Annotated in this window: 20 protein-coding genes and 1 pseudogene; 9 read left to right on the plus strand and 12 right to left on the minus strand. The window is 59.4% G+C overall.

The genetic code is table 11. The annotated features are described in order from the left end of the window. Nucleotides 1-17: 17 nt before the first annotated feature. Entirely contained in the window at nt 18-632 is a 615-nt protein-coding gene (locus CPY51_RS04715) for a J domain-containing protein (protein ID WP_111158886.1), read from the plus strand. 47 nt (nt 633-679) lie between these two features. Here the strand turns inward: CPY51_RS04715 and CPY51_RS04720 are convergent, their stop codons facing one another. Next, nucleotides 680-2,581, minus strand: a complete 1,902-nt coding sequence (locus CPY51_RS04720) for a potassium transporter Kup (protein ID WP_111158887.1) — start codon at nt 2,579-2,581, stop codon at nt 680-682. A gap of 426 nt (nt 2,582-3,007) precedes the next feature. On the opposite strand from CPY51_RS04720, the gene CPY51_RS04725 reads away from it, so the two are divergent. Together CPY51_RS04725 and CPY51_RS04730 are read left to right on the plus strand one after the other, a co-directional pair. Then, entirely contained in the window at nt 3,008-3,940 is a 933-nt protein-coding gene (locus CPY51_RS04725) for a LysR family transcriptional regulator (RefSeq protein ID WP_111158888.1), read from the plus strand. A 96-nt stretch (nt 3,941-4,036) separates the two neighbouring features. Beyond that, nucleotides 4,037-4,168, plus strand: a pseudogene (locus tag CPY51_RS04730) (tautomerase family protein); the annotation flags it as partial. Nucleotides 4,169-5,123: 955 nt separating this feature from the next. Here CPY51_RS04730 and CPY51_RS04740 read toward each other — a convergent pair. Continuing rightward, complete coding sequence (locus CPY51_RS04740; RefSeq protein ID WP_111158890.1) at nt 5,124-5,816, minus strand: VOC family protein; 693 nt, start codon at nt 5,814-5,816, stop codon at nt 5,124-5,126. A 190-nt stretch (nt 5,817-6,006) separates the two neighbouring features. On the opposite strand from CPY51_RS04740, the gene CPY51_RS33140 reads away from it, so the two are divergent. Then, the gene (locus CPY51_RS33140) at nt 6,007-6,471 is read left to right on the plus strand and encodes an epoxide hydrolase N-terminal domain-containing protein (protein ID WP_244598444.1); all 465 of its coding nucleotides are present in this window, start codon (nt 6,007-6,009) and stop codon (nt 6,469-6,471) included. 41 nt (nt 6,472-6,512) lie between these two features. Here CPY51_RS33140 and CPY51_RS04750 read toward each other — a convergent pair whose 3' ends face one another. Beyond that, nucleotides 6,513-6,863, minus strand: a complete 351-nt coding sequence (locus CPY51_RS04750) for a MarR family winged helix-turn-helix transcriptional regulator (protein ID WP_420820667.1) — start codon at nt 6,861-6,863, stop codon at nt 6,513-6,515. A gap of 121 nt (nt 6,864-6,984) precedes the next feature. Further along, entirely contained in the window at nt 6,985-7,296 is a 312-nt protein-coding gene (locus CPY51_RS04755; RefSeq protein WP_338049400.1) for a MarR family winged helix-turn-helix transcriptional regulator, read from the minus strand. 267 nt (nt 7,297-7,563) lie between these two features. On the opposite strand from CPY51_RS04755, the gene CPY51_RS04760 reads away from it, so the two are divergent. Continuing rightward, nucleotides 7,564-9,378 (plus strand): chloride channel protein, encoded by a 1,815-nt coding sequence (locus tag CPY51_RS04760; RefSeq protein ID WP_111158892.1) that lies wholly within the window; start codon nt 7,564-7,566, stop codon nt 9,376-9,378. Between the two features lie 15 nt (nt 9,379-9,393). Here CPY51_RS04760 and CPY51_RS04765 read toward each other — a convergent pair whose 3' ends face one another. Together CPY51_RS04765 and CPY51_RS04770 are read right to left on the minus strand one after the other, a co-directional pair. Next, nucleotides 9,394-10,524 carry an HPP family protein gene (locus CPY51_RS04765; RefSeq protein WP_111158893.1) on the minus strand — a complete coding sequence of 377 codons (1,131 nt, stop codon included), beginning with the start codon at nt 10,522-10,524 and terminating at the stop codon, nt 9,394-9,396. A 72-nt stretch (nt 10,525-10,596) separates the two neighbouring features. Further along, complete coding sequence (locus tag CPY51_RS04770) at nt 10,597-11,505, minus strand: LysR substrate-binding domain-containing protein (RefSeq protein ID WP_111158894.1); 909 nt, start codon at nt 11,503-11,505, stop codon at nt 10,597-10,599. A gap of 214 nt (nt 11,506-11,719) precedes the next feature. On the opposite strand from CPY51_RS04770, the gene CPY51_RS04775 reads away from it, so the two are divergent. From CPY51_RS04775 to CPY51_RS04785, 3 genes are all read left to right on the plus strand, one after another. Continuing rightward, a complete protein-coding gene (locus CPY51_RS04775; protein ID WP_111158895.1) occupies nt 11,720-12,418 on the plus strand; it encodes an RNA polymerase sigma factor in 699 nt (232 codons plus the stop codon). 89 nt (nt 12,419-12,507) lie between these two features. Continuing rightward, on the plus strand, nt 12,508-13,029 hold the full coding sequence (locus CPY51_RS04780) for a DUF4142 domain-containing protein (RefSeq protein WP_111158896.1): 522 nt from the start codon (nt 12,508-12,510) through the stop codon (nt 13,027-13,029). 10 nt (nt 13,030-13,039) lie between these two features. Then, a complete protein-coding gene (locus tag CPY51_RS04785; protein WP_111158897.1) occupies nt 13,040-13,360 on the plus strand; it encodes a cupredoxin domain-containing protein in 321 nt (106 codons plus the stop codon). A 124-nt stretch (nt 13,361-13,484) separates the two neighbouring features. Here CPY51_RS04785 and CPY51_RS04790 read toward each other — a convergent pair whose 3' ends face one another. The 6 genes from CPY51_RS04790 to CPY51_RS04815 form a co-directional block, all read right to left on the minus strand. After that, nucleotides 13,485-14,537, minus strand: coding sequence for a siderophore-interacting protein (locus CPY51_RS04790; RefSeq protein WP_111158898.1), 1,053 nt, complete (start codon nt 14,535-14,537; stop codon nt 13,485-13,487). Continuing rightward, nucleotides 14,534-16,537: a Fe(3+)-hydroxamate ABC transporter permease FhuB gene (gene fhuB / locus CPY51_RS04795; protein ID WP_111158899.1), complete on the minus strand. Its 2,004-nt coding sequence runs from the start codon at nt 16,535-16,537 to the stop codon at nt 14,534-14,536. Before fhuB ends, CPY51_RS04790 begins: the two co-directional genes overlap by 4 nt. Further along, nucleotides 16,521-17,333 (minus strand): ABC transporter substrate-binding protein, encoded by an 813-nt coding sequence (locus CPY51_RS04800; protein WP_244598446.1) that lies wholly within the window; start codon nt 17,331-17,333, stop codon nt 16,521-16,523. Before CPY51_RS04800 ends, fhuB begins: the two co-directional genes overlap by 17 nt. A 77-nt stretch (nt 17,334-17,410) precedes the next feature. Next, complete coding sequence (locus CPY51_RS04805) at nt 17,411-18,190, minus strand: ABC transporter ATP-binding protein (protein ID WP_111158901.1); 780 nt, start codon at nt 18,188-18,190, stop codon at nt 17,411-17,413. Nucleotides 18,191-18,281: 91 nt separating this feature from the next. Further along, nucleotides 18,282-20,495 carry a TonB-dependent siderophore receptor gene (locus tag CPY51_RS04810; protein WP_111158902.1) on the minus strand — a complete coding sequence of 738 codons (2,214 nt, stop codon included), beginning with the start codon at nt 20,493-20,495 and terminating at the stop codon, nt 18,282-18,284. Nucleotides 20,496-20,679: 184 nt separating this feature from the next. After that, nucleotides 20,680-21,558 (minus strand): AraC family transcriptional regulator, encoded by an 879-nt coding sequence (locus CPY51_RS04815; protein WP_111158903.1) that lies wholly within the window; start codon nt 21,556-21,558, stop codon nt 20,680-20,682. A 362-nt stretch (nt 21,559-21,920) separates the two neighbouring features. On the opposite strand from CPY51_RS04815, the gene CPY51_RS04820 reads away from it, so the two are divergent. After that, nucleotides 21,921-23,067 (plus strand): cache domain-containing protein (locus CPY51_RS04820; RefSeq protein WP_146260070.1); only part of this gene is annotated, 1,147 nt, incomplete at its 3' end.

The raw sequence follows: 23,067 nt of genomic DNA on the forward strand, positions 1-23,067 counted from the left end.
ACCTGCATAATAGCCGCATGGGACTTGATTCAAAAATATTCGACAGTATTCGCACGAAACGCAAAAAGCCGGCCAACCAGCCCGACGACTCGGGGCCCAGGTGCCAATGGGACGGCTGCGACAACAAGGGCCAGCACCGCGCACCGGTGGGGCGCGATGCGGAAGGAGAGTTCTTTCTCTTCTGCCTCGAGCACGTGAAGGAATACAACAAGGGTTACAACTACCTGTCCGGACTCTCGGACGGCGAGATCGCGCGTTACCAGAAGGAAGCCGCGACTGGCAACCGTCCGACCTGGAGCATGGGTGTCAACAAGGCCGCTCGCGATAGCCCGAGCCAGTCGCAAGTGCGCTCCGGCGCACATGCGCAGCCACAGGATCCGAGGCGACCGGCGAGACGAAGCGCCGGTTCCCGCTTTGCTCCGCAGACGCGAAAGCTGAAAACCCTTGAAGCCAAGGCATTCGAAACCCTGGGTTTGTCCGCCGCTGCGACGCCTGACGAAATCAAAAGCCGCTACAAGGATCTGGTGAAGATGCATCATCCGGATGCAAACGATGGCGACCGAGGCTCCGAAGAGCAGCTGCGCGCCGCGATCGAAGCCCACAAATTGCTGAAGCTGAACGGCTTCTGTTGACGCGCTCGCGGTTGTCCGCGCGCGACGTCGAGGATCATATCCGGGAGCTAGATGACGACCTGCTCGCCGATTTCCACGACCCGGTTGCTTGGGAGGTGGAAGTGGTCGCTCGGATCGATGGCGAAGGCTGACATTCCGATGAACAGCCTGTCCTGCCAGTGCGGCATTCCTGAGTTCGGATCGGCTACGAGCTTACGCCGCCCGATATAGAAGGACGTGGACATGATATCGAACTTGAACCCGTCCCGGCGACAGAGACTGAGGGCCTTGGAGACGTTCTGAGTGTCCATGAACCCGAACCGCAGCTCCAGCTTGATGAAGCGCTTCGAGATCGACTGGATGACGTAACGCTCGCTTTCAGGCACTGTCGGCCGCGGCATGGTCTTGATCGTCAGGATGACGTTCTGGGCATGCAGATTGTGGTTGTGCTTGAGATTATGTAGCAGCACACTGGGTGTCAGATCGGGAAAGCTGGTCAGGAAGACAGCGGTTCCGGGCACAGCCACCGGCGAATGGTTGCTGACGCGCTCGATCGAACCGACGAATTGGGCCAACGGAATGTCGTTGCGTGCCGCCTTCTGCTTCAAAAGAAGCGTCCCCTTCTTCCACGTCCACATCAGCACCATCAGGGTTCCGGCGATCATGACAGGCACATATCCGCCATCGTGAATCTTCAGCATGTTGGCGCCAAGGAAAACGCATTCAAGCAGCAGTAGCGGCAACAGAGCGGCGAGCGCAGTCAACAGCGACCAGTGCCAGACCATCCGGACGAATTGAAAGGCGAGCAGCGTCGTGACGACCATCGCGCCGGTCACGGAGATACCATATGCCGTTGCAAGCGACTCCGAGCTCTTGAAGAAGAAGATCAGAGCCAGCACGCCGATGAAAAGTACGGTGTTGACGCTCGGGAGATAGATCTGACCGGTATTGGTTTCAGAGGTGAAGCATATTTCGAGGCGCGGCAGCAGGCCAAGGTGGATGGCCTGGCGCGCCAGCGAAAAGGCGCCCGTTATGACTGCCTGGCTGGCAATGATTGTCGCCGCGGTCGCAAGGATGACGACCGGAAGCAACGCCCAGTCGGGAAACATCAGGAAGAACGGATCTGATGCGCCATCCCGGTTATGCAGAACAAAAGCGCCTTGGCCGAGATAGTTGAGCGCGAGTGCCGGAAAGACCACGAAGAACCAGGCGGCCTGAATGGGCTTCCGGCCGAAATGCCCGAGGTCGGCGTAAAGCGCCTCGGCTCCCGTCACCGTCAGGAAGACCGCGCCAAGGATGACAAGGCCGGCAAACCCCGCATGGATGATGAACTTGAAGGCGTGCAGAGGGTTTAGTGCCTGGAGAATCGACGGCGCGTCGCCGATGTGGATCGCACCCGCAACGCCCATGACGGCGAACCAAAGAAGTGTTATCGGGCCGAAGAACTTCGAAACGGCCGCCGTTCCCCTCGACTGCACGATGAAAAGAAGGATCATGATCGCCACAGCTATTGGAACGACGTAGGGCGAAAAGGTCGGCGTCACCAGCCTGAGGCCCTCGACCGCAGACAATACCGAAAGCGCCGGGGTGATCATCGCATCGCCGATGAAGAGTGCGGCGCCGATGATCCCGGCAAAGAACAGGATCGCCGTGTAGCGGCTGGTCTTCTTCATCAGCAACGCCAAAAGCGCCAGCGTTCCGCCCTCTCCGTCGTTATCGGCGCGGAGCAGAAAGAGCACGTATTTGAACGTCACGATGATCGTGAGTGTCCAAAGCATCAATGAAATCAGGCCGATGATTTCCCCACGGCTGACGCCATCATGTGCGAAAGGACGGAGCGCTTCGCGAAAAGCGTAGAGCGGGCTGGTCCCGATGTCGCCATAGACGACGCCGACCGATCCGACGATGGGTACGAGAAGGCTCCGCATGCCTTTCGCCGGCTGCAAAGTCTGATGGGCTGCAATAGTCATGATATCTCCGGCTCGTCCGAGCCTTATCCACCGACAACGATGGTTTTGCAACGCATATGGGGACGAAAGGTGCCAACAAACAGAGTTGCGCCCCCTCAAACGTCGCGCGAGAGAGCCGCAAGATTTGCTTGCCCTCGACGCCTTGAGCCGAAGTGACAGGAATGTCAGCGCTTCGTCTCCGGAAGATAGGCGTAACCTGCTTGTAGAAGGTCAAATTTTGTCCAGGTGTTTAGCCCCGGCATCTCGGTTGGCAGGCGGTTTTGATATCGCCCTGGAAATCGCAGCTTCGACGCTCGTGGCGGGCGCGTTCCTCTATGGTGTCATGACCATCCTTTGGCCTCTGAGCCGAAAACAGCCGGCGATCGTTGCTGATCTTGTAGTGAAAGGCTAACCTAACCGTCAATTGTCCCGAAAATCGGTGAAGCAATGGATCGTATCGACGCAATGAAGGTATTCATCGCAGCCCTTGACGAAGGCAGTCTGGCGGGCGCCAGCAGGACGCTCAAAAGATCCCCGACGGCCGTGAGCCGCGCGATTGCCTTTTTGGAATCTCACGTCGGCGTGGAACTGCTCCACCGCACCACCCGTTCGCTTCGGCTAAGCGAGGCCGGCGATAGATATGCGACCGCCTGCCGGCGGGTGCTCGCCGAGTTGGACGAGGCAGACATGCTTGCGGCCGGTGAGCTGTCTTCGCCTTCCGGAACATTGACGTTGTCGGCTCCTCCAATCAGTGGGGAGGAGGTCCTTCGCCCGATTTTGGATGACTTTCTTGAGCTGCACCCGACCGTGTCTGCGCGGCTTCTCCTTCTGGATCGAGCTGTCAACCTGGTCGACGAAGGCGTCGATCTAGCTCTCAGAATTGGAGAATTGCCGGACTCCTCGCTAATATCCACGCGAATTGGGGGCGACGTGCGGCGCGTCGTCGTCGCCTCTCCACGCTATCTTGCCGATCATCCCGTGATTGCCGAACCATCGGACTTGGCAAAGCATAAGATCGTGGCGTTCACCAATTTCGGCCTCGACTCATGGAATTTTACGCCTGCGAACCGATCGCATATCCCGCGCACCGTCCAGTTTTCACCCAGGCTGGTGGTCAACAGCGTGCGTGCGGCCGTGGCCTCGACGCTCGCCGGCTTGGGCGTGACGAGACTGTACTCTTATCATGTTGCCCAATATGTGAAGGACGGTCGTTTGAAAATCGTCCTCGCGGATGCCGAGCCTTCTCCCCTTCCCGTTTCCCTTTTGACGCCGCAAGGCCGCATCTCCGTTCCGAAGGTGCGCGCCTTTGTTGACTTCGCCACACCCAGACTGCGCGCCGAATTTGCCCGTATGGCAGCCGGTGCAAATACCCTTCCGTGATTATGCCGCGATTCGGGAGGCTGTCTGCCGATTGATAGCCATTCAGGCGAAAAGCTTGAACTCTCTACGTCAGTCATGCCAATGCTGTCGCGTGGGGTGGCTCTCGATGTATTGCACAAGCCCCTCGAATCGACCTACGTCGTGATCGAAGAAGTCGATTTCGATAACTGGGGTTGGGGCGGATTGCCGACAGCCGACTATCGCCAGTTCAAATTGCATAACAAATAGCCATCGGCGCGCTGTACCAGCGCGCCGACACCCCACTTCTTTTTAAGTAAGCATCGGCCAACATTGCCGAGGATGGACAACGTGCAGCATAGCCGACCTCGCCTCGTCGCCAAATCCGTATGTATCTCGGCGATTCTCCTCAGGGTGCCTGAGGCATGCAGCACCCCGCATTAAGCGCCTGCTGCAGGGCGGCACCGCTGAATGGCTTGAACAGCACTCGACCGCCCCCCTGTTCCCATGGGGTGGAGGCGGACGGTCTCGTCTTTTAGGGCCATGATGAAGATGATCAGCGTCCGTAGACCGCGACGCGCGAGTTCGCGCTGCATAGCGGGTCCGGTCATCCCCGGCATAGCGATGTCAAGAATCAGGCATTCGGATGTGAGGACGCTTTTTGATGCCAGGAACTCTCGGCGCGGGCGAAGGTTTCGACGTTGTGGCCGAACGCCCTCAGCACGTCCGGCAAAGATTCGCGCACCGACTACGTCATCGTCGATAACCGACACGAGGGCTTGCTCGAGGTTCATGAGCCTCGCTGAATTCTGGCCATATCCTTTGACCCGATCCCGCCCAACGCCGCTGAGCCTCCCTTCGTGCTTGTAATATTCGGAGAAGGCGTTCGTGCTGACCATTGCTCGCGGGCAGGTGCCGGCGTTGGTGACAATTCCCGGCAGTGGCTGGCGCGATGCGCGATCAAGGCGGTCAGCGCACCGAGGCTTGTCACTTTGGCGGCGCATGCGAGATCGAGCGTGCCTTGCCGAGTGCCTCCCCTGACAGACGGCCGATATCCACGTCCGTAGCCGTCCTAAACCCAAAGTATACTATGCCTTGGTATCGGTTCCCAGCGCTGAGGCCTGGATCGTGCCGTGCCAATACCCAAGCGAAGTGGCGTCCGGGCCCTGGCTGGATACTGGAAGGTCCCTTCGACAATCGCCGCCTCAATCCGTATCGGAGCTGGTCATAGCGGCAGCGGCTTCCCGGCCTGCTCGTTTACGATGTACTCGGCATACCAGTCCGGCCAGCCCTCATCATGTTTGCCGCCGTTGCGCTTCTCGTGCTCGCCATGCGCTGTCGCGGCACGTAGGAGCGCTTTGGCAAGCTCGGTCGATGAGTTGAATGTCGTACCGTCTGCGTCGACGCGTCCGGGCAATCGCTCGGTGAGTTCCTGAAAAAACCAGCCGTTGCCGTCCGGATCGCTGAACGAGGCGAAGGAGCGGTAGCTGCGGCGCTCCGGATCCCGACCACCAACCCGGAGCCGCCCGAACAGGTAGGGTTCATCAGGGCCGACATACACACCGCCGGCGTCATGGAACAGCTCGCTGACCTTCACGCCGCGGCCAAGCAAGTCCTTGCGGGATGCCTCTATGTCGGAGACGATCAGGTACAGTCCCTGGACCGAGCCCGGCGCTTCCGCAGTGACGTTCTTGCCGAAGATGATCGAGCAGCCGGAGCCAGGCGGCGTAAATTGGATAACCCGAAAGTCACTATTGTTGTCGAAGTCGGCGTCAAGCCTCCACCCCAGGCCACCGTAAAAGCGCTTGGCGCGCTCGACGTCCGAAACAGGGATGACGACAATCTCAAGCTTCATGTCTGCCGGCCGCGGTGTCGCGGACTGGACCGCTGCTTTGCTGGGCTCCGGAGTACTGGTCATCTGGACCTCCTTGAGTTCTGGCTATCGCTGCAACGTGGTGAGCCTGCGTTTATCTTGAATGCGCGCGGAACGGCAGTCCCCGTCCCCTGCTCCGCTTTGAAATGGCCGCGCTTCCGCGCGCATGTGAGAGCATGCGTCAAGCCGATGCACCCGTCTATTGTCCTCTGGTATCGGTTCGCATCGACCGCACATGAGGCAAACCAGCTCCAGGGGGCATTGCCGATACCATCGTGCAACAGATTTGGCGCGCGCGCACCGTCTACGTGAATTCACGGTGGATCAAATTGTGAACTCAGGAAGACGTCATGCCAGACAGAGACTCCATACGGCGCGAACTTCTTGCAGCCGCAGTTGCAGGTGGGGCCATGAGCTTCCTCCGGTGAAATGTCTTGGCGACGGCTCAAGGCGATCAGATCCGCCCCTTCAAGGTCAATACCCGCAGCATGAGCTCACCGACCTTCGCCGACGCATCGCCGCAACCCGCTGGCCGGAAAAGGAGTTGGTCGCAGATCCGACGCAAGGAGTGCAGTTCAATACAGTTCGGAAACTCGCCAGCCATTGGTCAAAAGATTACGATTGGCGCAAATGCGATGCTCCCCGTGTAACCGGGGAGGCGCTGCACGTTGATGGCGGCGCGCATCTGGAGAAATGGTGACTCGGACAAGAGTTTGCCGCTGACCCCGAACACGATCGCGGTCAGCCTACGTCTTTCTGCAGCCGGCCCAGAATCTCGATCAGGTCCGGCGCCAATTCCCTGATTTCCCGCAGGTGAATTGCACTCAAGCGAACGAGAACCTCCTCGGACTTTTCGGTCAGATGCAACACCTGCCGTCGCCTGTCGCCTGGATCGATCTGACGGGCGACATATCCAGCTTCGACCAGTCGTCCGACCAATTCGGTTGCTGCATGGGGCACAATCATCAGCCGCTCCGCGAGCATGCCGATGGTCATAGGCGCCCCACCCGGATGTCCCTTGATTGCCAACAATGCTTGATGCTGCTGTGGCGGCACTCCCGCCGACTGCGCAGCGGACGTGCTGAAATCCATAAATCGTCGCAACGTATACCGCAATGTTGCAAGCGCTTCATAGTCGGCTTGCGAGAGCGCCTTGTCTGAGTTTTGCACGAGCCTCAATCCGTCATCGTGGCACGATTGCCCTTGGACCATTTCACTGCATCCATGCGCTTTGCTCCTGCCGTTGTCGATCCGGCAAAATGCGCAGTGCGTCGATCAGCACAGGCGCAATTTCCCTGATTTCGTGAACATGAGCCACGGTGAGCTCCTTCAAAAACCGTTCCGCCTTCAACGTCGGCACGACAACTTGGCGCCTGCGGTCGTCCGGACAGGGGCAACATTCCACATATCCTCCGTCACAAAGCCTGCCAACAAGTTCCGTCGCTGTTTGCGGCGCGATCAACAGCTGATCGGCCAGAGATCCGACTGTCATCGCCTGGCCCTGAGACTGACCTTTGATTGCCAACAACGCCTGATGTGTTGAGGTCGAAGCCCCGCCTGCAGCGCGGCGCAGCTGCTGAACTTCGTGATTTGCGAATACTGTCGCGCAAAGCCGCGAGCGCTTCGTAGTCGGCGCTCGAGAGCGCGACCTCGGGTTTTTCTGTGAGATTTTTTGTCATGTGGACATGCGAAACCGCCATTGATTTTATATCGTATCACGATATAAAACGGGCCGATATCTAGAAGGCAGCTCGCACATGCGGGTTTTTGCAGTTCCAACTGAGGGCCCCTCATGAGCGACCATCCCCTCCCACAGTCACGTCCGCACAACTTCACCGGCGGGCTCTCCCGGCGAGAGGCCGGAGACTTCACGACCGATCGCCGCGTACTCCTCCTGATCGCCATGGCAGTCGTCGTTGGAACAGGCGGGGCCTTCGCGGCCTGGGTTCTGGTCAGCCTGATCGCTCTCGTCACCAATGTCGTATGGTTCGGCCACATCACTGTCGTCGCGCCTTCGCTCGGTCACGTTCCCCGGTCTTTCTGGATGGTTTTGGCCCCTGTCATCGGCGGATTGATCATCGGTCTGATGGCGCGCTTTGGGTCGGAGAAAATTCGTGGCCATGGCATTCCCGAAGCGATCGAGGCAATTCTGATCGGTGGCAGCCGGATGTCGCCGAAAGTCGCGATTCTCAAGCCTCTGTCGTCGGCCATCTCCATCGGCACGGGCGGCCCGTTCGGCGCAGAAGGTCCGATCATCATGACCGGAGGGGCGATCGGCTCCCTGTTCGCCCAGTTCTTCCACATGAGTTCGGCGGAACGAAAGACCCTTCTTGTGGCCGGCGCCGCAGCCGGCATGACGGCGATCTTCGGCTCACCCATCGCTGCGGTCATGCTTGCCGTCGAGCTTCTGCTGTTCGAATGGAAGCCACGCAGCTTCATTCCGGTGGCCGTCGCTGCCTGCGTCTCAATCTGTTGGCGACCCCTGCTGTTTGGAACGGGTCCGCTGTTCCCGACCAGCTTCCACGTTCATTTGCCGTGGTGGGGCATTTTCCTTTGCGCCGCGATGGGCGTTGTCTCCGGGCTGCAATCCGGCCTGCTCACAACATTGCTCTACAAGATCGAAGACATTTTTGAACGCTTGCCGATCCATTGGATGTGGTGGCCGGCGATCGGTGGCGTCGTTATCGGCCTTGGCGGCTTGGTCGAGCCCCGAGCTCTCGGGGTCGGATATGACATCATCGCCGATCTTCTGCATAACCATATTGCCGCCGAGGCAGTGCTCGCCATCCTTCTGGTCAAGTCCGGCATCTGGCTCGTTGCCTTGTCATCCGGGACATCGGGCGGCGTTCTGGCGCCGCTGCTTATTTTCGGCGGCGCGCTTGGATGGCTTGTCGGTCTGGTGATGCCGGGCGGTGACGCCGGTTTTTGGGCATTGCTCGGAATGGCCGCGATGATGGGCGGCACCATGCGTGCGCCGTTGACCGGGACCTTCTTTGCCGTGGAAATCACTGGTGACATCAGCACGCTGGTGCCGCTTCTTGCTGCGACCGTTGTCGCTTATGCCGTGACCGTACTTCTTCTGAAACGTTCTATCCTGACGGAGAAAATAGCGCGGCGCGGCCAGCACATCACCCGCGAATACGGAATTGACCCATTCGAGCTGACCAGGGCCGGCGAGATCATGATAGCGAAGGTGGACACCCTGCCTTCTTCCATGCCGGTGAGCGAAGCCTATGATTTCTTCACCTCGGGGCAGAAAACGCATCGCATGTATCCCGTCGTCGATCCAGGCCACCGGTTGGTTGGGGTCGCTTCTCGCGCGGACACCTTACGTTGGAAAACGGAAGCCGAGACCGAGGGAGAAACGCTTCATGACAAGCTTTCGGACGCTTCTATTGCCGTTGGGCACCCACAGGATACTGTAGGTTTCATTGCTGATCTCATGTTGAACGGTGACACCGGCCGCATACCGATTACCGATCCTGACACCGGGGCGATTGTCGGATTGATCGCACGCAAGGATCTCCTGCGTCTGCGTAGTTCGATGCGTTCGTCTGAGGATCAACGCAGCGCCTATTTCGGAAACCGGGCTACATCCGAGCAATAGCGAGGTCGAGAGGGTTCAAGCCGCCTCGATCTGTCGACCTGCAGCATTGGGCAACGATTGGGCGACGGCGCTCAAGAGGTCGGTCTGTGAGATGAGCCCGAGGACGCGACGGTCGTCATCGACGATGATCACAGCATGGGTTCGCCCGTCCGTCAGAACTGGCAGCAAAGACAAAGCCGGAGCCGCAAGCGAGGCGGTCGCCGCCGGCGATATGGCGCCGGCAATTCCTTCCGCGTCGTCAGCGAGCTCACGCAGACCGATCGTTCCAACCAGCCGGCCGCTTTCGTCCGACACCGGCAGTGTTCTGATATTGTGCTTCAAGAGAAGGGCGCGCGCCTCTTTTGACGTGGCACCATTGCCAACCGAAATGACGTCGCGCGACATGATATCTGCGCAGCTTATGGAACCGTGAGAACGAATGGTGGCTTGCAGCTCGACCTGATGGAGCAGGCGGCCGAGGTCGCCCCTGTCGATGTCGAATGTCTCATTAAGGGCGACAAGCGCAGCCTCGACATCCCCGTCTTGAAAACCCACTCTTAACAACGGCGGCACATCGGCCGTTTGATGGGAGTTTGCTGGCGCGACGGACGCAATGTGCGGATAGTTTCTCTTCGAAAGCCTGTGGAATAGCAGCCCCAGACCGACAAGGATGCACGAGTTCAAGGCCACGGGGATGAGCGGAAAGAGCAGGCCCCAGCTGGCGACGGCCGGCCCGCCGAGGACCGCAGTCAAGGCGGCAGCTCCGCCCGGAGGATGCAGACAGCGCGTAAACGACATTGCCCCGATCGAAAGCGATACGCCGACGCCGGTCGCAATGATCGGATCGTCAATCAGATATCCCGCAATGACGCCCATCAGCGCAGAGATCGTGTTGCCGCCAATGATCGACCAGGGTTGCGCGAGCGGACTGGTCGGAACAGCAAACAGCAGCACAGCCGAGGCCCCCATGGGCGCGACGATCAAAGGCAGGTGCGGACCGTTGCCAAAGATCGCTCCGCAGATCAAACCGGTCAAGGCGATCCCGATCAGCGCGCCGAGGCAGGCAAGCAGCCTCTCCCGAAGGGTCGCGCCTGCCAGGATCGGAGCGAACAGGCGGAATTTCCAGTGGCGACGCAGCCCTGTTTGCCGATTCTTGGAATTCAACATTGAAAAGGAGCCTGATTTTGGTGACGCTGAACAGCCCCGAAAAAGGGGCGAGACAAATTGGCCTTCTGAAGACTAGCCAGCCGGAGGCGCAGCGGTGTTTGCAGCGCGAGATGTGAGGACAACGTCCCGAAAGGCGTCGAATGCCGCCGAGCGTTGGTCTTTCCGGCAAACGAGCAAAGTGTCGACCGCACCCAAATGATGCGTTTTGACTTTCGTGGGCCATCGCATGAGATCGAGAACCGATTTCGGCATGACGCCGACAGAATTCCCCGTCGTGACACTGGCGAGGATCGCATGATAGGAACTGAGTTCCAGCGTTCGCAGGGAAGCTGAGGCACGTCCCCAATATTCTGCGATCCGGCGATAGGTACATCCGGGCTCGAGGGCCGCAAGCGCATCTATCCGTAGATCGGCGGCCGTGCGAATCGCTGGATGATGGGAGGGGAGGACAATCAGCAATTCTTCGGTATAGACTTGCTCCGCTTCCAGATCTTCCAGGTCCGGATCATACATCCCCGCCTCCTGGAGCAAGCGCTTCGGCGGCCGAGCGATCAATGCGCAATCGAGCTCCTCAGCCCTGACAGCACGCGTCAGATCGCGGGTGGCGCCCATTGTCAGGCGCAATGAGACGGCGGGCCATAGCGCATTGAACCGACTGAGCACCTCCGGAAGCCGGCTTGCCGCCGTACTCTCCATGGTGCCTACCCGAAGGCTGCCGGACGGACCCGACGGTTTGACCGCATGCCTTGCCTCGAGCGCCAGCGCAGTCAAGCGATTGGCATAGGAGAGGAATGTCTTGCCTTCGCGGGTAAGCGTCATTTTCTTGCCTTCGCGGCTGAACAGCGCCGCGCCCAGGTCCTGCTCCAACTGCTGGATCCGAATGGTCACGTTGGAAGGGACGCGGCCCACCCGCTTGGCGGCGCGCGTAACGCTGTTCTCGCCAGCAACGGCGAGAAAGATTTCCAGAGATGATAGGTCCAATTTAAGATCTCGATTTAAGAATTACATTGCGCTATTATTCTTCATATAAAAACGACAATCAAGATGCGATTGTCTTCCCGCGAGCGGTTTCGTCGAACGCAAACTCGCGACACCTCGAATTTGGAACGATTAGGCCAATCGCCAATCTGCATAGGACGTTCTTTCCCGGAACGTTTTTGCGCTGCCGACGTCCAATCGACGATTGGAGATGGAAATGAAGATATTGGCTCATCAGGCGACCGAGGCTGAGCGGCCGTCTGGCCATGGGGTCGACGCTGATCTCGTCCAGCGCGCCCTTCAAAATGATCCTGATGCGTTTCGAACCATCATGCGAACCTACAATCAACGCCTTTTTCGCATCGCCCGCGGCGTCGTGCGCAATGATAGCGTTGCCGAAGATGTCGTACAGGAAGCCTATGTCAGAGCATTCCAGCATTTGGAAAGCTTTCAAGGCCATTCCTGCCTTGCAACGTGGCTACACCGGATTGTCTTGAACGAAGCATTGGATCGCCTTCGCAAAGCCTCTCGAAGGCCGGAAATCCACCTCCCGCCGGATGGCCACCGGGCCGACATATTGCAGTTTCCAAACGGCACCACGATTGACGATCCGGAGAAGACCATGGCCCAACGCCAGATATTGCGCCTGGTAGAGCAGGCTGCGGATGCGCTACCCGACGCCTTCCGTCTCGTCTTTTTCGCAAGGGTGATCGAGGGCATGAGTGTCGAGGAAACGGCGCTTCTCCTCAAGATAAAACCGGAAACCGTCAGGTCCAGGTTGCATCGGGCAAGATATCTGCTTCGAAAGCAAATAGACAACACCATAGGACCCCTCTGCCTCGACGCCTTCCCCTTCGCCGGACAGCGGTGCGAGCGACTGACGGCAGGTGTCCTTTGGCGGCTCGGCCTGGAATAATAATCGGGAACGTTTGCTACTGACCAGCATCCAATGGGCGTCAACAACAACGCCGGCGCCACATCGACGCCGGGTAGAGGAGCCCATAAATGTTCATTCGATTGAGCGCGGCCTTCGCCGCCATCTGCCTTTTAAGCCCAGCCGCATATGCCGCCGGTGCTGCTCCAACAGATCCCCAGATTGCGCACATTGCCTATACTGCAGGCGTCATAGATATTGAGGCCGGCAAGCAGGCGATCAGGATGTCGAAGAATAGCGACTTGGTCGCATTTGCCAAGGACATGGTCCGCGATCATGAAGCCGTCAATAAGGAGGCGCTTGCGCTCGTCAAAAAGCTCAAGGTGACGCCTGAGGACAACGATACCAGTCGTACTTTGACGAAAACCGCAACCGAGGAGCGCCAGCATCTGGCAAAACTCAGCGGTGCGGCGTTCGACAAGGCCTATGTCGACAACGAGGTCGCTTACCACAAGCAGGTCAACGACGCCTTGGAAACGCTTTTGATCCCTTCAGCCCAAAACGCCGAGCTCAAGGATCTTCTGGAGACGGGGCTCAAGCTTTTCCAGGGGCATGAGCAACATGCGGAACATGTTGCGGCAATGCTGAAATAGGAAATTGCCGATGCGAATTCGTTCCTATTCCGGTGCCGTCTCTGCGGTCGTGATGTTGTTGTCCTGGCTACCCGCCGAGGCTGCCAGCATCGAAGTCTCAATCGAAAAGCTCGCCCTGAGGCCCGCTGAAATCTCTGCGACGGTGGGCGACAAGATCGAATGGACCAATCATGACACCATGATCCACACAGCAACGGTTGACGGCGGATTTGACGTCGTCATCCCACCCCACCAGGCCGCTTCCACCATCGTGACAGCGGCAGGTATGATCGACTACTACTGTCGCTTTCATCCCAATATGCGCGGCCGTATCGACGTGCGGGCGAAATAGAGGCTATTGCGATCGACGGACGGGCACCTTCTATGGCCATGTCGGTCGACGCGAAATCTGACCTCCTGGCTCGGAAATCTCGACGATGCGCGAAAGAGACTGCCGTTTCGTCCAAATCCGTGGCTCACCTTTGCCAGTAGGCCGCGACGCTGAAACGCGTCCGATCATATTGTATTTCTGTTCTCATGAAGTTGCGGATCGCACGCGCCTCGGATTGTTCGCAGGCTGCCCAGATATATGTTGACGGATCGCTTCTCGCGACGATCTCGCGAATGGCGCGTTCCAAAGTGCCGGTGGTGCCTGAAGGCCGTCCCATTCTGTGAAACCATGTGATTTCATGCTTTGCGGCTGTGAAAAGCGGCTGCACCTCTTCTGCGTTTTCAACTTCCAGCAGAATCTGCAATCTTGCGTCGGCGGGCATCGCGGCGGCAATTCTTGCGATTGCCGGCAGTGCCGTTTCGTCGCCGGCCAGCACAAGGTTCCTTGATTCCGGGACGCCGCCACCGCCCGGGCCAATCAGGCCTGCCCTGTCGCCGGGGCGAGCGCCAAGTGCCCAGGAGGCGCCCGGAACGTCTTCTCCGTCGTGGACGACGAAATCAATGTCCATCTGACCGAGGGCAAGGTCGATATTGCGGATCGTATAGGCACGAACCACCAGCGCGTCCTCGCCCCTTGGCCAATGTATGCGTCCATCGATGCCAGTCTGCGGCCAGATCGGCATCCGACCCTTTGGTGGGATCAGCAGGCGAACATGGAGACCTCCATCGGAAAAATGTGCGACATCATGAGAGGCCACGGTGACACGGCGCATATGCGGCGTGATATTGCGTGCGCCGACGACGGAAATCTCGCGAAGATCCGGAATCCTCGACGGCTGCGGCCCGTCAGCCCAGGAAAGATCGAGAGGTTCATCGGCCGCGAATAGAAAGAGGTGTTCCGCCACCATGCTCCTGATCGTGAACAGCATGGATGCGGTCGGACAGGCTATCTCGATTTTCAGCCGGGGCGAAGACACGGTGAGATCGACGCTGCCGATTACCGTCTCCAGTCTCGCGCCCCAGTCTGTCTTCGTCACTGTCAGGTGTTCGCCGAGATGGGCGCACAGCTGGCCGAGAATTCTTTCGACCTTGGCGTGGACCGCTATGCCGGAAGCGGTGAATGTTGTGGCAGCAGTCACTGCTGGACCTCCCTGCGGGTCAAAAGCCAGATGAGATAGGGGCCGCCGATGAGCGCGGCAAAGAGGCCGACAGGAACCTGATAAGGGTAGATCACCATCCGGGATAGCCAGTCCGCAGCAACGAGCGTACCCGCCCCAAGAAGCAGGGTCGCAGCAAGCTGATGCCCGACGCGGTGAAAGCCGATAAGCCGGGCGAGATGTGGCGCAACGAGGCCCGTCAGGCTAAGCGGCCCGACGAGGAAAGACGGAATGGCCGTCAGCAATGCCGCAAGCACCGCAAGAACGAGCCGGCTGCCAGGTGCCGAGAGCCCGACACTTCGGGTTGTCCCCATACCCATCGGCAGAATCGTGAACCAACGGGCGAGAAACGGCAGCGGCGCAATCAGGACCAGCGCCGACAGTACCCCGATCCAGGCTTCGAACGGGCCGGCGCGGTCAGTCGAGCCGGACAGCCAGCTCAGCAGCAGGTAGCCGCGCATGTCCCCGCGGGCGATCACGGCGGTGACAATCGCCATCGACAGGGCGCCAACGGCGACACCTGCAAGCAGCAACCGCTCGGGACCGAAGTTGCTGCGGGCGCTGATCGAGAGGATGACCAGCAAGGACAACAAGGCGCCAAACGCAATCGCTGCCAGCATGACCGCCGGCGAAGGGAAGGCGAACATGAAGAGCGCCGCAGTCAACCCAGCGCCACCGCCGGCACTGATGCCGAGGACCTCCGGGCTGGCAAGGGGACTGCCTGTCAACCGTTGCATGATGAATCCGGCTGCCGCAAGCATCGCGCCCGATGTCGCCGCCACTGCCGTTCTTGGCGCGCGGAAGGGCATTAGATCGGCGAACGTTCCTCCAACGGCCAACTGCCAGCCATCATGGACGCGACCGACCGACAGCACGAAAATTATCACGATGGTCACGCCAATCAAAAGCAGTGCCAATGCGCGATCAGGCGCCTGCAGAGATTTTCGCGGCCGGGGGATGGCTTGGAGGCGCGCGGCGTTGACGGAGTGCAGCTTCGGCACCAGCAGGAGGAGCAGTGGCCCGCCAAGCAAGGCCGTCGCAGCGCCTGTCGGCGCCAGGTCGGAAAACCCGGTCGATAGTAGCTGTACGACGCAATCGGTCAGAAAGAGCAGCCCGGCGCCGACAAACGGGGCAGCCAGCAGCACTTGCCCCGTTCGACGGGCGCCTGTAAATCGTGCAATCGTCGGCGCGGCGAAACCAAGGAAGCCGATGATCCCGACTTCGGCCGTCACGGAGGCGGACAGCCAGACCGCCAGCGCAAGGATCGCAAAGCGGGTCGCATGCAGCGAGAGCCCAAGGCTCCTCGCACTGCCATCGTCGAGGCCCATGACCGCGAGGGGTCGCAACAGCAGGGCTGCGGCCAGAAATCCGACTGCAAGCCGCGGTGTCAGCGCCAGAACACCGTCCCAACTCTGCTGGTTCAGCGCGCCAGCCCCCCAGATATAGATCGACATGGCATATTCGCCGCGCGCCAGGACTATAGCAACGCTAAGTGCCGAGGCAATGAGCGTCACGACCATGCCGCAGAGCGCGACGGTCACCGGATCAAGGGCGCGCCGCCAGCTCAATGCCAGGACCAGCGCCACCGCCGCCAACCCGCCGGCAAAAGCAACAAGTTCCCGCGACAGACCGAGAAGCAGCGGAAAGAAGCCGATTGCCAGCGTCATCGCCAATTGTGCGCCCGCGGCAATACCGAGCGTAGAAGCATCGGCAATCGGATTGCGCAACACCCTTTGCAGCAACGCCCCGGAAAGCCCCAGCGCCGCACCGGCTACCAGCGCAATTGCAGCCCGCGGCAACATGCTGTGCCACAGCAATATACCGTCGAGCACCGCAGTGTCCTCAGCGTTCCCGGGTAGTTGCGGCCGGAAGGCGATGACGGCCATGAATAGCAGACCGCAGAGCAGCAACAGCAGAACTGCGCCCAAGACCGGCGATATGACGGTCTTGTTCGACGGCGCAGATCTACTTGTTCCAGGCATGGGAAAGACCCTCCGTCAGAAGATCGGCAAAGCGCATGGCAGCGGGCAGCGCGCCATACGGATTGATCGAGCCAAGCAGCAGCACACGGCCTGCCCGGATCGGGGAAAGAGCGTTCCAGAGGGCGCTGCGTTGCAACTCGGCATAGGCATCTGCGGGGTGCGGCGGGATCAGCACGATCCAGGCATCCGGCATATTGGCGAGGGCCTCGATGCCGACCGGTGCCGTGGCCGAATAGCTCGTCGCGTCACGCCACGCGTTTTCAAGGCCCGTACGGGCAATCACCTCGCCGAACATGCTGTCTGAACCGAAGACGCGGAAATGCCTGGCATCGCCGAGATTGACCGGAAGGATCGGGCGGTGGTCGCCCTTGGCTAGAACAGCGCCAAATGCATCGAGTTTCTGCCGGCAGGTCTCGACCAATCCGCTGCCGGACGCAAGTCCAAGCCGATCGCCGATCGCCAGCGTCATCGTCTCGGAAAGCGCATAGGGGCTTTGTCCTTGCTGGTATACGGCATGGCTCTCGACCGGTGCGATCAGTCGCATTCGATCGTCGGCCCAGGAATAGAAGTTCGAGTTGAAGATCAAGTCCGGTCGCGCATCACGCAGCAGTTCGAGGTTGGGTGTGCCACGCAGACCGAGGTCGATGACGGATGGCGGCAGCGCAGGCGTTACAGCGACGTCGCGGAACTGTCGAAGCTCCGTCGCGGCGACCACATTGGCGCCGATGGCAAGCAGGGTTTCGAGGATGGCCCAGTCGAGCGTCGCGACCCGCGGGCTTTCGGCCGCGTTGCCCATGCGTACCACGCCAAGCATCGCAGAAGAGGCCAGCCCCAACAGGAGCCGACGAGAAAGAGGGCGATCAAGCAGCGGCATCAAAGCAGGTAGCAGACTGGTTCACGACGGGCGGGATGCGAGAAGACCCCCATTTCGACGCCGAAGATCGTCTGGAGAGTTTCCGCGGTCATGATCGCATGCGGCGTTCCCTGAGCGGTGATGCTTCCCTTGCTCAGAGCGATGATCCGGTCGCAATAGCGCGCGGCGAGGTTGACGTCGTGAAGGACGACGATGACCGTCAGCCCGCGCTCGTGTGTAAGCGATCGGACGAGCGAGAGAATGGAGGCCTGGTGTGCGAGGTCAAGCGCCGATGTCGGCTCGTCGAGCAGGAGGCAGCGGGCGTTTTGGGCCAGCATCATCGCGATCCAGGCCCGCTGGCGCTCACCGCCCGACATGCTGGAGACGTTGCGATCTGAAAAATGGACAAGATCGGTGCGGGAAATCGCCTCGTCGACCATGCGACGATCTTCCGCACCAAAGCGACCGAGCGTGCCGTGCCAGGGAAAGCGGCCAAGGGAGACGAGTTCGCGAACACTCATCCCGTCCGTTGCCGGCGTGAATTGCGGCATGTATGCGACATTGCGGGCAAAGGCACGATTGCCCCAGGCATCGAGCGGCTTGCTGTCGAGCCTGATTGTGCCCGACATCGGCTCGATTTGCCGGGCAATGAGCTTCAGCAGCGTGCTCTTGCCGGAACCATTCGGTCCGACCAATCCGTAGATCATACCGGCATCGACCGTCAGGTCGATAGCCGAGAGGATGTGCTTTGATCCCGCGAAATAGTCGACACCCGAGAGTTCAAGAAGATTCGATACCATCAACTGGTCTGCTTTCCGTTAAACCGCATTCGGGAACGGCCCGGAAGGCCGCTCCCCTTGCTTTGTCTATGCTGAAATCCTGGTCAGCTGCCTACCACTTTTTGCTGAGTTTCAGGGTGAAGCTCCGCGCCTCGCCGTAGCCGCAGCCGCTCGCTCCCTGGCAACCCGACACATATTCCTTGTCGAAGATGTTGGAGACGTTGAGCGAAGCGCCCCAGCCCTTCTTCTCGTAGCGGATCGCCGCGTCGAAAAGGGTTGCCGAAGGCACGCGTAGCGTGTTGGCTGCATCAGCCCAGGACGGGCCCTGGTAACGCATGCCACCGCCGACGCTCAACCCCTCGAGATTGCCGTCCGTCATCGCATAATCGAGCCACAGCGAGGCGGTCGAATTCGGCACCAGGTAGGGCGAGTTGCCGATCAGACTGGCATCGAGGTCCTTGGTGACATCGAGATCGGTGTAGGAATAGGAGCCGAGCAGCCTCCAATTCTGGTCGAGATTGATCTTGCCTTCGAATTCGACACCGCGCGAGCGGACTTCGCCAAGCTGCTCCTGGAGGAATGTGCCGGGAACGTTCACGGAAACATTCGAGCGATTTATCTGGAAGATCGAGGCAGTGAATAGGCCGTCAACGAAGGTCGGTTCGTACTTGATGCCAGCTTCGTACTGCTCGCCCTTTTCGGGAATGAGGCCGCCGCCACTCGCCGTGGTGCCGACCGAAGGAAGGAAGAAGGTGCCCACGCTGATGTAGGGCCTTAGCCCATTGCCGAAGTCATAGGCAAGGCCCGCGCGACCGCTGGCCGCGTGGTTGTCGTAGTCATAGTTGGAGCCGACGATGGCATCCGACTTGGTGTTGACGAAATCATAGCGACCGTTGAGCGTCACCAGCCAGCCATCGCCGAATTTCATCTGGTCCTGCACGTAAACGCCAAGCTGCTGCTGGGTCAAAACGTGGTTGATATACGGAACGTTCGGTGGTTGGGGCAGGCCATAGACGGGATTGATCGCACTGATCGGCGTGGCAGCGAGGGGATATGCGGGAACAGCCTGGATCTCGTCGAGCCTGTAGAGCGAATAGTCCGAGCCGATCATGAAGTTGTGGCTGATCGGGCCCGTATCGAAGTCCCCCTGAAGGCGATTGTCCGTCGACAGCGTGTCGACCTTCGAACGCTCGTAGAAACCGATGCGATAGAGCTCAAAGTTCGGATCGTTGTAGGACGGATCGTTCGGATTGCCGTTCAGGTATCCGAAGAGATAAGGCCCGTATTCCTTTTTGTTCAGGTGACCATAGCGAGTGTTCGACGAAAACTTCCAGCCATTGTCAAAGTCGTGGTCGAAGGAATAGCCGTATAACTGCTGGGTGTATTTCAGCTTGTCGTCATCGGGTTCGCCGTAGAAGGCCTTGCGGTCGATCTTGCCGAAGGGCGCATCGACGACCGTGCCGACATAGGGAAAGAAGCCGTTGCCGGAATGGATTTCGTCGAGGCCGCTGATATAGCCATACACGGTGAGCTTGGTTGAATCATCAGGCGATATCGTCAGCTGCGGCATGATGAAGCCGCGGAAATCATGGGTGAAATCGCTGTCAGTGTCGCCGCCGGCCACCCTGCCGGTGAGGCGATAGCTGTAGACGCCGTCGGCGCTCAGCTTGTCGGAGAAATCGAGGCCGCTAAACGCGTTGCCGTTATTGTTGATGCCGACTTCGGTATAGTATGAAGGCTGGTCGGTCGGCTCCTTGCGCACCATGTTCACAAGGCCGCCGGGATTGGAGCCACCGTAGAGAACGGAAGACGGCCCCTTGAGCACTTCGACCCGTTCAAGCGCGAAGGGATCAATCTGAAAGCCGCCGAAGGCGTAGCTGTGAAGCGTCAACCCATCGAGATAAACACCGTTCTGCGTTGCATCGAAGCCTCTGATATAGAACCAGTCGGTGTCGCCATCATTGCCGAAAGGCTGCGTCAGGACACCCGGCGTATAGCGCAACGCCTCGTCGACCTTGTTGGTGACCCCGCGATCGTCCAGCTCCTGACGCCCGATGATCGAAACAGACTGCGGAATGTCCTTGACTGGAATGTCTGTTTTCGAACCCGTCGTGGTCTGCTTGGCGACATAGCCATTGACCGGCGCGGTACCATTCTTTTCGCCGTTTGCATCGGCCTGGCCGCCTTGGCCGCCCCGAACCACCAATGGCTTCAACTCAGTCGGCTGATCCTGCGCCAGCGCAGACGAAGCCATTGCAATAGCCGCAATCGCCGCTCCAGCTCGTAGAAACAGCCGGAAAGAATTGCCCTTGTTCAAAATAGTCATATCCCTGACGTCACCCCAATTCGCGGCGCCCGCTCTCACCCGAGACAGCGGTCCATTCTTCGACGATAATATGAGCACTTAACTCATATTTAATCGGGCTGATTGTTTCGATTTCGGCAAATAGAACGTTTTTGGGCAATTCTCGGTATCCGGGGCAATTGTTCGCGCACCTGTGGCTGAAAGCTCACACGAGCTGGCTCTTCTTCCAGCTCGAAGGTGTGGTTCCAAGGTTCTTCCGGAAAACCCGCGTAAAGTGCGCCTGATCGGAAAACCCGGTCTCGGCTGCGACGTCGGCAAGCGGGGTGTCGCTTGAAATCAGCAATTGCTTGGCGCGCTCCAGCCGTGCATTGATCTGCCACTGATGCGGCGGGATTCCTGTCGCGGCCTTGAAGGCGTGACTGAAATGCGATTGTGACAGGTTGGTCAGCAGTGCCAGCTCCTCCAACCGAATACTACGCAGGCAATTTTCCTCAATGTACTCGACAGCGCGGTGCAATTGCCAAGCCGCTAGCTTGCTGCGCCTGCGCGTTGCCGAGCGCCTCAATTGCAACACGTCGATCAGGAGCGAGAGCGCAAGACCGTCGCCATAGAGATCGTGCAGCGGTTCGGGGTTCTTGCACTCGGCAGCAATCAATTCCGCCAGAGCCATAAGCCTGGGATCAGAGATCAGCAGACGGGGGTTGCCGAGACGCGCCGGATCGAGATCCTCCATCAACCTGCGGCCGACCGTCTCGGCATTGAAATGAATGTCGAGATGCCGGACAAACTCCATGTCGACAAGATCGGCCCACACCTCCAGCCCCGCAGGGATATAGGAAATGCGCTGCCGCTCCTCCATCACGCCTTGCGCTCGCGGAGAAAGCTTGACGTTGCAATGACCCGGTCCGCGCGAGTGCAATAGAATGAACAGCCGGGGATCGCGCGCGAGATAATATCCGCCGGCATAGGCCGAGCAATCGACATCCCAGACATCGGCGACGATCCCGTTCCATTCCCTTCGGTGGACGCCGCCAACCACGGAAAAGCCCTCGATCTTGTTCTGCATGCGTGGTTGAAATGTCATCTTCAATCTTCCGACCGTTCCGAAACCAAGGTGGCGGTTAGTAAACCTTCATGTTTTTGTCAAGTTTAACTACAGCGCTGCGGGTTTGGTGGCAACAGGTTTGATAGTCGTAAGCGACGACATTGATGGCCGTGGCCCGCGCGAAAGTGCTTCCCGCCTGGGGCGCCTCAGATATCCCAATCTAATTCGCCATCAATCTGGTTTAGTTAAATCTTTATTAGATCAATGCATCCAGTATCAGGTTACCGGCAGCCGCATGTCATTTCAGCAGCAGTAGATTTGTCCGTTTTTCAACTGGCGCAATCGCACAGGCGGTAGGAAACCGCACCGGGATCCATTGATCTATTCTGTTGCGGGGCATCATGAAAAACCTGAAAATTTCAACACAGCTTATAATGCTCGTTACCGGCCTGATGGTGGCATTCTCGATCGCCACTTTCCTGCAAATCCGCTCGGCCGCCGATTCGATCTACAATGAGCGCTACGAGATGCTGCGCACGCAGGTCGAGTCCGGCATTTCGGTCCTCAAATTGTATTATGCCCAGGAACAGGCCGGCAAGCTGACAGAAGAACAGGCCAAGGCTGAGGCCTATGCCACTGTCAACGCCATGCAGTACACGCCGGATGGCTACCTCTTCGGCTATGACTACGACGTCAACATGGTCTTCCACTACGACAAGTCGAAAGTCGGCAAGAACCTCAAGGGACAGCCGGATCCGAAGGGCCACTACTACCGCGAAGAGCTGGTGAAACTTGGGCAGCAGGGCGGCGGCCTCACCGATTTCTATGCCAGCAAGCCCGGCCATACGGCCGACGAGTTGTTTCGCAAGACGGCTTTCGCACGCGCCTTTGAACCCTGGAAGATCGTTGTGATTACCGGTGTCTACATGGACGATCTCGAGGCACAGGTGAATGCGAAGATCTGGACCACGATCTGGCAGTCCCTGGTTCTCTTCATGGTCGCCATCGGCTCCTCGCTGCTCGTCATCCGCAACATCTCCAAGCCGCTTGCCGACGTTCACGGGGCGCTGAAGGCGGTGGCCGACGAGGATGTCAAGATCGTCATCCCGCATACCGGCATGCACAACGAGATCGGCATGATGGCCAAGGCCACCCAGTCGCTGCAGGAAAAGATCCGCGAACGGCATGCACTGGCCGCCCACCAGGCAGCCCAGGAGCTGGAAATCAGCGCCGAGCGCCAGCAGAATGTCCTGCAGCAGCAGGACGAGGCCAAGCTCCAGGCCCGCGTCGTCGCCACCATCGGCAATGCACTGGAACAGCTGGCCGGCGGCGACCTCACCGTGCGCTGCGCCGACATCGGCGCCAGCTATGCCGGGCTGCGCAATAACTTCAACGAGGCGCTCTCCCATCTCGAAGCCGCCATGGGCCGCGTCAACGCCAAGGGCAACGACATCGGCGTCTCCAAGGAAGAGATCCGCCGCGCCTCCAGCGAACTGTCGCAGCGCACCGAGCGCCAGGCCGCCAGCCTGGAGGAAACCTCGGCCGCCC

The organism is Arminella tubonensis (genome assembly GCF_003240585.1).
GTDB lineage: Bacteria > Pseudomonadota > Alphaproteobacteria > Rhizobiales > Rhizobiaceae > Rhizobium > Rhizobium tubonense.